Source organism: Deltaproteobacteria bacterium, assembly GCA_012522415.1.
In the GTDB taxonomy this organism is placed as follows: domain Bacteria; phylum Desulfobacterota; class Syntrophia; order Syntrophales; family JAAYKM01; genus JAAYKM01.
The window spans coordinates 1-8271 of the sequence record JAAYKM010000142.1; the positions used below are offsets into that span (position 1 = coordinate 1).

The following is an 8271-nucleotide window of genomic DNA, read 5'->3' on the forward strand; positions in this document are numbered from 1 at the left end:
AACCTGATTAAGCAATGCAGCGACCCAAAAAGGTCTGTCTGTTGATAGAAGATTGGTTTTAAGATCGTACCCATACATCGTTCTCTTAACCTTTTTAACGTTGGAAAGAGCATCCATCTATGTGACGCCTTGACTTTTTTTAACATAGAAGAATGACCACAGACGTTTGGCTTCCTACGGTATCAGCGCTTATTCCGGATGGCGCCGTGGAAAAACTTGATGGAGTAGTCAACGCCGGAATAGAGGGTGAGTGTCAGCGCCATGTAAAGAACGACAAGGCCCACAAGATGGGCATTGATGCCGAAGAGGGGGTAATGGATCATCAGGGCCGTGACGGCGCAAATCTGGCACAGAGTCTTCTGCTTTCCCAGGTTGCTGGCGTCGATGATGACCCCTTCCGACGAGGCGATGCTCCGCATGCCGTCCACTATAAAATCCCGGATGATGATGATGGCGACGACCCAGGCGGGAATCCGCTTGACCGGAATCATGAGGATCATGGCCGTGTTGACGATGATCTTATCCGCCACGGGATCGAGGAACTTGCCCATGGTCGTCACGATCTTGTACTTCCGGGCCACGTAGCCGTCCAGTAGATCGATGAAGGCGGCGCAGACGAAGATCACGGCGATGACCAGGCTCCAGGTTTCTCCCGGCGAAGTCAGGAGGAAAAAAAGCACGGGAATGACGCCGATACGCAGAAGGGTGATGGCGTTCGGCAGATTGATGATATCCCGGGCCTCCGATTCCAGGGGCATGCGGTCAAAGGTTCTTTTCAGATAATCGATCATCGCCAACACCGGGACATCATTTTTTCGGAACCTTCTTCCAGTCTTCCAGGAAAAGGGTGACCCCCTTGTCCGTCAGGGGGTGTTGCGCCAACTGGTTGATCACCTTGAAGGGGATGGTCGCGATGTCGGCGCCCATCATGGCGGCATCCAGGACATGGCGGGGGTGACGAATGCTGGCGACGATCACCTCCGTGTCGATTTCGTAGTTGTCGAAAATCTGGATGGTCTGGTCGCAGATCTCCATGCCGTCGTGGGCGATGTCGTCGAGCCTGCCCACAAAGGGGCTCACGTAGGCCGCGCCGGCCTTGGCCGCCATGAGGGCCTGGAGAGGGGAAAAGATGAGGGTCTGGTTCACAGGAATCCCCTCGTCCGCGAGGGCCCTCGTCGCCTTCAGGCCTTCCGTCGTCATGGGGATCTTGATCACGACCTGTTTGCCCAGTTTCGCCAGTTTTTTCGCCTCCGTTACCATCCCCTTTGCCTCGAGGCTGACCACTTCCAGGCTGACCGGGCCGGGGACGACCTTCAGTATGTCCTTGACCACGTCGTCGAACTTCCTGTTTTCCCTGGCGATCAGGGAAGGATTGGTGGTCACGCCGTCAACCATCCCCAGGCTGATTCCCTCTTTGATTTCCTTAATGTCCGCCGTATCGATGAAAAATTTCATGTTCCCTCCGATTTCATTTTTTCCCTGTACATCTCGTAACATTTCCTGCTGCAAAAGTGAACGGGTGTCCCGTCCTTCAGGAAGATCTTCTTGTACACGTTATCCAGGGGGATATAGGTGCGACAGACCGGGTCCTCGACCAGGTCCACCCCCTTCACCTCCTTTTTCCGCAGCACCTTCAGATCCGGCTTGACCGACGGGGCCGCCATAAAACGGTAAATGCGGTAAACGATATAAAAACACAACGCGATAGCCAGCAGCCTGAGTAAAGCCATGACATACCTCTGATTAAAAGATCACGCAACACCCGCCCCATACCTTCATTCGAAGTGGACGGGCTCCCCGAACCATTGGACGGCTGCCGTATCGGTACAGCGCTCCAGGAGACCCCGGACGGACACCCCGAAAGCCGGGTGGATCACCCAGGAGGCGATATCGTTCAGCGGAACGAGGACGAACCGGCGCCGGTGGAGTTCCGGGTGGGGAATGACGAGCCACTTTTCGTCGCCCATGACGTCCTGGTTGTAAAACAGGATGTCGAGATCGATGACCCGGGGACCGTCCTTCACCGTCCTCACCCGTCCCATGTCCGTCTCGACGGCCTGGAGGGCGTCCAGGAGATCGTGGGGGGACAGGGTCGTCCTGACTTCCACAACGGCGTTGACGAACCAGTCCTGCTCCCTGTAGCCGACCGGTTCCGTCCGGTAGAAGGGCGAGCATTGGACCGGCCGGATCGACTCATGACGGGAGAGGCGGCCGATGGCTTCCAGGCAGTTCCCGTGAGGGGACTCCACATTGGAACCCAGACCGAGATGCGCGATGATGCCCCGTCCACCCATAATCGATTCGCCTTCAATGGGCCGGACACCCGGCCCGTTCATCCCCCGTTTATCCCTGGCTGAGGCCCCACGTCTTGAGCCCCAGGACGTCCTCCATATCGTACAGGCCGTTTTCCTGGTCCACGAGCCACCTGGCCGCCCGGATCGCGCCCCGGGCGAAGTTGTCCCGGTTGTGGGCGCGATGGATGAATTCGAGGCGTTCCCCGAAAGCGCCGAACATGACCATGTGGTCTCCCGCGATGTCACCGGCCCGAACCGTCTGGATGCCGATTTCCTTCCGTGTCCTTTCGCCGATGAGACCCTTGCGCAGGTAAACGCCGTGCTCCTCCAGGTCCCGCCCCAGGGACTCGGCGATAATCCGGGCCATTTTCATGGCCGTGCCGCTGGGGGCGTCCTTCTTCAGGCGGTGATGGGCCTCGACGATTTCCACGTCGTATTCATCCCCCAGAATTTCGGCGACCCAGCCGAGGACCTTGAACATGACGTTCACGCCGACGCTCATATTCGGCGACAGGACGCATTTGGTGCTTTTCGACAGCTCCTTGATCCGGTCCGTTTCCACGGTGGAAAGACCCGTGCTGCCGATCACGATCCCCTTGCCCCGGGCGGCGACGATTTCCAGATGCCTCACCGAGGCTTCGCGATTGGTGAAGTCGATCACCACGTCGCCCTTGTCGATGCATGCCTCCAGGTCCCCCTCGACGATGAGACGGATCTTGCCCGACGGCAGACCCGCCCCGACATCGGTTCCGACCAGGGGATGGTCCCGCTGTTCCACGGCGCCGACGATCTCGACACCCTCCGTCTCCGCGGCGAGAGAGAAGATCCGCTTTCCCATCCTCCCCCCGACACCCGTCACAATCACCTTGACCATTTCGCGCTCCTTTTGTTCTAGCCGATCAGGCCGTAGCCGGCCACGACCTCCTTCAGTTTATCATAATTTCCCTGGGCCATCCTGCACAGGGGAAGGCGCAGTTCGTACTCGATGAGGCCCATCATGGAGAGGGCCGCCTTGACCGGCCCGGGGTTCGTTTCGATGAACAGGGTATCGATGAGGGGAATCATCTTGTGGTGGAGCCGCCGGGCCCCGGTGAGATCCCCCGCTTCAAAGGCGGCGACCATGCCCGCCATATCCGCCGGGGCGACATTGGACAGGACGGATATGACGCCCTTTCCGCCCAGGGCCAGGAGGGGCAGCGTGAAGGCGTCGTCTCCCGAGAGAACGTCGAACTCCGGGTCGCACAGGCCGATGATATCGCTCATCTGCTTGATGGAACCGGCCGCTTCCTTGACGCCCACGATGTTGGGCATTTCAGCGAGACGGGCCAGGGTCTCGGGCGTCATGTTTATTCCCGTTCTGCCGGGGATGTTATAGACGATGATCGGGATCGGCGCCGCTTCCGCGATGGCCTTGTAGTGCAAGTAAAGCCCTTCCTGGGTCGGCTTGTTGTAGTAGGGGCAGACAACCAGGGCCCCGTCTGCGCCGGCCTCGTGGGCGTGCCTCGTCAGGCGCAGGGCCTCCTCCGTGCTGTTGGAGCCCGTTCCGGCGATGACGGGAACGCGTTTTTTCACCGCGTCGATGGTGATTTCGATCACCCGGTCGTGTTCCTCGTGGCTCAGCGTGGCGGATTCGCCCGTCGTCCCGCAGGGGACAATACCCGACGTCCCGTTGGCGATCTGGAACTCAATCAGTTTTCTCAGCGCCTCCTCGTCGATCCCGCCGTTTTTGAACGGCGTGACGATGGCGACGATCGCTCCCTTGAACATAAAGCCTCCTTAACCTTCGTATTCGGGTATCACCTCACCGCGGACCAGGTCCTCGTAGGTTTCCCGTTTCCGGACGACATGAAACCGGTCGCCCCGAGCAAGCACTTCCGCCGCCCGTGGGCGGGAGTTGTAATTCGATGACATGACGAAGCCGTACGCACCGGCGCTCATGACGGCGATCAGTTCCCCCGGTTCCACATCCGGCATGGTCCGGTCCCGGGCGAAGTAATCGCCGGACTCGCAGATGGGCCCGACGACGTCGGCCGTGATTTCGTTTTTCCCCCCCTGTCGGACGGGTTGTATCCCGTGATAGGAATCGTACAGGCTGGGACGGATGAGATCGTTCATGGCGGCGTCCACAATGACGAAGTCCTTTTCATCCGATTTTTTCCGGTAGAGCACGCGGGTGATCAGGGCGCCCGCGTTGCCCGTCAGGATCCGGCCCGGTTCGAAAATGAATGTGCAGGACATGTCCCGTGCCATTTCCAGAAGGGCCCGCGCGTACTCCGTGGGATGGGGGGGCGTTTCGTCCAGGTAGGTAATGCCGAGTCCCCCGCCCAGGTCCAGGTAGCGGATCTCGAACCCCTCCTCCCGCAGTTGCGCAAGCAGCCCCTTCAGCCGCCCCAGGGCATCCGTGAAGGGGGAGGTCTCCGTTATCTGTGAGCCGATGTGACAACTGACCCCGATCACCTCGATGTTCGGGAGGGACAGGGCCCGCCGGTACTCGGCCGGGGCGTCCCCGATGCTGATGCCGAACTTGTTTTCCTTCAGCCCCGTTGAGATGTGGGGGTGGGTCCCGGCGTCCACGTCGGGGGTGATCGCAGGGCGACGCCCGCCCTCTTCCCCATGCGGACGGCGCAGGCGCTGATCGCTTCCAGTTCTTGGGACGATTCGACGTTGAACATGAGGATTCCCGCGTCCAGGGCGAAGGCGATCTCATCGGCCGTTTTGCCCACTCCGGAATAGACGACTTTTCCGGGATCCACACCCGCCTTCAGGGCCCGGTAAAGCTCCCCCCCCGAGACGATATCGACGCCCCCGCCTTCCTCCACAAAGAGGCGGAGAATCGCCAGGTTGGAATTCGATTTCACGGCGAAGCAGGTCAGGTGGGGCAAATCCCCGAAGGCCCCGTCGAAAACCCGGAAATGGCGTGTGAGCGTTTTGTGACTGTAAAGATAAAAGGGGGTTCCCACGGCCTCGGCGATCTGCCGGACGGGGACGTCTTCACAGAAAAGCTCATTGTTCTCGTACCGAAAATCCTTCATGGGCAGCCATCCATTGTGTAGGTAAATTCGATTTCCACCTCGCCGGAGGTTTCACTGCACCCTCCCCTGTCCGTGCAGACGACGATGGCATACCTGTACACGAAGTTCTGCCGCACGGTCCGGTCGATGTAAACGAAACTCCCGTCGTATTCCCGGAGGTAGGCCAGCTTGGCCCGGTCCAGTTCCGCGACGACCCGCCCCTCACCGGGGCAGTCCTCGCAGCCGTCTCCCGACACATCGGATCGATAGATTCTGACCAGATCGGGAAGTGTTTTGTAAGCGTTCAAGTCCCACATCAGTATCACACCGCATTCGGACTGGTCCAGGGACAGGGGTACTGTGATCTTGGAGGGAGCCCGCGGCGCTTTTTTCGGAGGCCGTGTCAGCTTCACCGGAGGCGGCGGCGCCTTCGGCGGGGGTGGTGCTACCTTTGCCGGGCGTGGTGCCTCTGGTGTGGGCGGAGTCACCTTCTCCCCTGGTGGCAGCGCCTCATCCACTGTGGGTGGTGTCGCCTTCTCGGTTGGTAACGGCTCAGCCAACGCGGGCGGCGTGATCATTTCCGTCGGCGGTGCCTCATCCATCGTGGCCCTCGGAACCTCAGTTGGAACCGGCGGGGATTCCAACGCCGGTGGCGTTACCTCTGCCACTGGTGGCAACTCCTCCGGTGCGGGTGGAGTCACCTTCTCCCCTGGTGGCAGCGCCTCATCCACTGTGGACGGTGTCGCCTTTTCGGGTGGTAACGGCTCAGCCAACGCGGGCGGCGTGATTATTTCCGGCGGCGGTGCCTCATCCATCGTGGCCCTCGGAACCTCAGTTGGAACCGGCGGGGCCTTCACCGGGGCCGGCGTGGTCTCCGACAGAGCCAGCGGGGGCTCTTTTTCCATCCTCGCCGCCTTCCCCGGCCTGGGATCGCCTATCTTGCCGCAAGAAACCAGGAGGACCATCAGGATAAAAAGCGTCGTCAAGAGGGCTCCCGCGGGGATTCGTCTTCTCATATCTCCTCGATTTCGGAAAGTTTTTTCAATATGTTCCTCTCCGCCGTCCCCCCCGCGCTTTCCCGGGCGTTGACGGAGCTCTCCACGGAAATCGCCTGGAAAATGTCCTCGTCAAAGGCCGGATGAAAACGTCGGTACTCCTCCAGGGTGATTTCGGACAGGGTCCGTTTCGCGCCGATACAGTACGCGACCAAACGGCCGATGATGCCGTGGGCTTCGCGGAAAGGCACGCCGCGCCGGACCAGGTATTCGGCGGCATCGGTGGCCGTGGAGTAACCGAGGCCCGCTTCCGCTTTCATCCGGTCCCGGTTGAAGGTCACCCCTTCGAGCATGCCGGCCAGGATGTCCAGGGAGGCCTTGACCGTGTCGATGGCATCGAAAAGCGGTTCCTTGTCCTCCTGGAGGTCACGGTTGTAGGTCATGGGGAGTCCCTTGAGAATGGTCAGGATCGTTGTCAGGGCGCCGTAGACCCGGCCCGTCTTCCCCCGGATCAACTCCGCTACGTCGGGATTCTTTTTCTGGGGCATGATGCTGCTTCCCGTCGTGAAGGCGTCCGAGATTTCAAGGTAGCGGAACTCGTCGGTGGACCAGAGAATCATGTCCTCGCACAGACGGCTCATGTGCATCATGATCAGGGCCAGGACGAATATGATTTCCGCCACGTAATCCCGGTCGGAAACCGTGTCCATGCTGTTGGCCGTAACTTGGGGAAACCGCAGGAGCCTGGCGACAAAGGAGCGGTCGATGGGCAGGGACGTGCCGGCCAGGGCCGCCGCCCCCAGGGGCATCCGGTTGACCCGGTGCAGGCAGTCGTTGAGGCGGTCCGCGTCCCGGTGAAACATTTCCCAGTAGGCCAGAAAGTAATGGCCCAGGAGAACGGGCTGAGCCTTCTGAAGATGCGTGTAACTGGGAACGATGGTGCTCTTCTCCGCCCTGGCGAGACCGGCCAGCGTGTTTTTGAGCCTTTCCAGGGCGGCGCCGATCTGGCGGATCTCTTCGCGGGCGTACATCCGGACGGACAGGGCCACCTGGTCGTTGCGGCTCCGGCCCGTGTGGAGTTTCCCGCCCACCTCGCCGATTTTTTCGATCAGGGCCTTTTCGACGGCCATGTGGATGTCTTCGTCCTCGTCGGAAAAGGTGAACCGTCCCTCCTCGATGTCCTTCAGGATCCCCTTCAAGCCCTTGACGATGGCCCCGCTTTCCTCCTGCGTGATGATGTCCTGGTGGGCAAGCATTTTCGCGTGGGCGATGCTGCCGTCGATGTCGTAACGGAACAGGCGCCGGTCGTAATGGAGGGACGCCGTGAACCTTTCAACCTGCTCGTTCGTGGCCTCCCTGAATCGGCCGCCCCATGGTTTCGTTTTTTTACTCATTTTCCGCCGCCTGATCGTTTTCCGGGTCCTTTATCCGGTGTCATCCCTTCTTGTGTCCCTTGAACGTGCCTCCATGTTTTTCTGAACGACCCTCCATGCCGCCGCGAACACCCCTTCATGTCACTTCGAACGAACGTGAGAAGTCTTGAACAAAACGCCGCCTCCTAAACCTCAGGGGTTAAGATTTCTCCCCGGCATCCGCCGGGTCGAAATGACATAGGAGGTGACGCCTCAAAATGACATATTTTTCATGTCACTTCGAAAGGTCCTCCATGCCGCCGAGAACGGCGCAACCTCTTGTCACTGCGAGAGCAACCCTTCACGTCCCCTTGACGGCCCTTGCATATTGCTCTGAGCCGCCCTTCATCTTTCTCTGACCGACCCTTCATATTACTCGCGCGGTCCTTCATATTGCCTGACCGGTCCCTCATGTCACTGCGAACACCCCTTCATGTCACTTCCAACATTTTCCATGTCACTTCGAACGAACGTGAGAAGTCTTGAACGTAACGCCGCCTCCTAAACCTCAGGGGTTAAGATTTCTCCCCGGCATCCGCCGGGTCGAAATGACATGGGA

General features: G+C 59.9%; 8 protein-coding genes and 1 pseudogene. All 9 read right to left on the reverse strand.

The window, feature by feature from the left end:
- Positions 1 to 182: 182 nt before the first annotated feature.
- Complete coding sequence (gene pgsA, locus GX147_10585; protein ID NLN61115.1) at positions 183 to 758, reverse strand: CDP-diacylglycerol--glycerol-3-phosphate 3-phosphatidyltransferase; 576 nt, start codon at positions 756 to 758, stop codon at positions 183 to 185.
- Positions 759 to 807: 49 nt separating this feature from the next.
- Positions 808 to 1455: a fructose-6-phosphate aldolase gene (gene fsa / locus GX147_10590; protein NLN61116.1), complete on the reverse strand. Its 648-nt coding sequence runs from the start codon at positions 1453 to 1455 to the stop codon at positions 808 to 810.
- Positions 1452 to 1730: a hypothetical protein gene (locus GX147_10595; GenBank protein NLN61117.1), complete on the reverse strand. Its 279-nt coding sequence runs from the start codon at positions 1728 to 1730 to the stop codon at positions 1452 to 1454. Before GX147_10595 ends, fsa begins: the two co-directional genes overlap by 4 nt.
- A gap of 45 nt (positions 1731 to 1775) precedes the next feature.
- Positions 1776 to 2294, reverse strand: a complete 519-nt coding sequence (gene folK, locus GX147_10600; GenBank protein ID NLN61118.1) for a 2-amino-4-hydroxy-6-hydroxymethyldihydropteridine diphosphokinase — start codon at positions 2292 to 2294, stop codon at positions 1776 to 1778.
- A gap of 49 nt (positions 2295 to 2343) precedes the next feature.
- On the reverse strand, positions 2344 to 3168 hold the full coding sequence (locus GX147_10605; protein ID NLN61119.1) for a 4-hydroxy-tetrahydrodipicolinate reductase: 825 nt from the start codon (positions 3166 to 3168) through the stop codon (positions 2344 to 2346).
- 17 nt (positions 3169 to 3185) lie between these two features.
- Positions 3186 to 4061, reverse strand: coding sequence for a 4-hydroxy-tetrahydrodipicolinate synthase (locus tag GX147_10610; protein ID NLN61120.1), 876 nt, complete (start codon positions 4059 to 4061; stop codon positions 3186 to 3188).
- Between the two features lie 9 nt (positions 4062 to 4070).
- Positions 4071 to 5326, reverse strand: a pseudogene (gene lysA, locus GX147_10615) (diaminopimelate decarboxylase).
- Entirely contained in the window at positions 5323 to 6321 is a 999-nt protein-coding gene (locus tag GX147_10620; protein NLN61121.1) for a hypothetical protein, read from the reverse strand. Before GX147_10620 ends, lysA begins: the two are co-directional and overlap by 4 nt.
- Complete coding sequence (gene argH / locus GX147_10625) at positions 6318 to 7694, reverse strand: argininosuccinate lyase (protein NLN61122.1); 1377 nt, start codon at positions 7692 to 7694, stop codon at positions 6318 to 6320. The genes GX147_10620 and argH overlap by 4 nt, the downstream gene beginning before the upstream one ends.
- Between the last annotated feature and the right edge of the window lie 577 nt (positions 7695 to 8271).

Coding starts and splice junctions, on each gene's coding strand:
- pgsA (NLN61115.1), bottom strand. CDS start 758: ATGCCCCTGGAATCGGAGGCCCGGGATATCATCAATCTGCCGAACGCC.
- GX147_10605 (NLN61119.1), bottom strand. CDS start 3,168: ATGGTCAAGGTGATTGTGACGGGTGTCGGGGGGAGGATGGGAAAGCGG.
- GX147_10620 (NLN61121.1), bottom strand. CDS start 6,321: ATGAGAAGACGAATCCCCGCGGGAGCCCTCTTGACGACGCTTTTTATC.
- folK (NLN61118.1), bottom strand. CDS start 2,294: ATGGGTGGACGGGGCATCATCGCGCATCTCGGTCTGGGTTCCAATGTG.
- argH (NLN61122.1), bottom strand. CDS start 7,694: ATGAGTAAAAAAACGAAACCATGGGGCGGCCGATTCAGGGAGGCCACG.
- GX147_10595 (NLN61117.1), bottom strand. CDS start 1,730: ATGGCTTTACTCAGGCTGCTGGCTATCGCGTTGTGTTTTTATATCGTT.
- fsa (NLN61116.1), bottom strand. CDS start 1,455: ATGAAATTTTTCATCGATACGGCGGACATTAAGGAAATCAAAGAGGGA.
- GX147_10610 (NLN61120.1), bottom strand. CDS start 4,061: ATGTTCAAGGGAGCGATCGTCGCCATCGTCACGCCGTTCAAAAACGGC.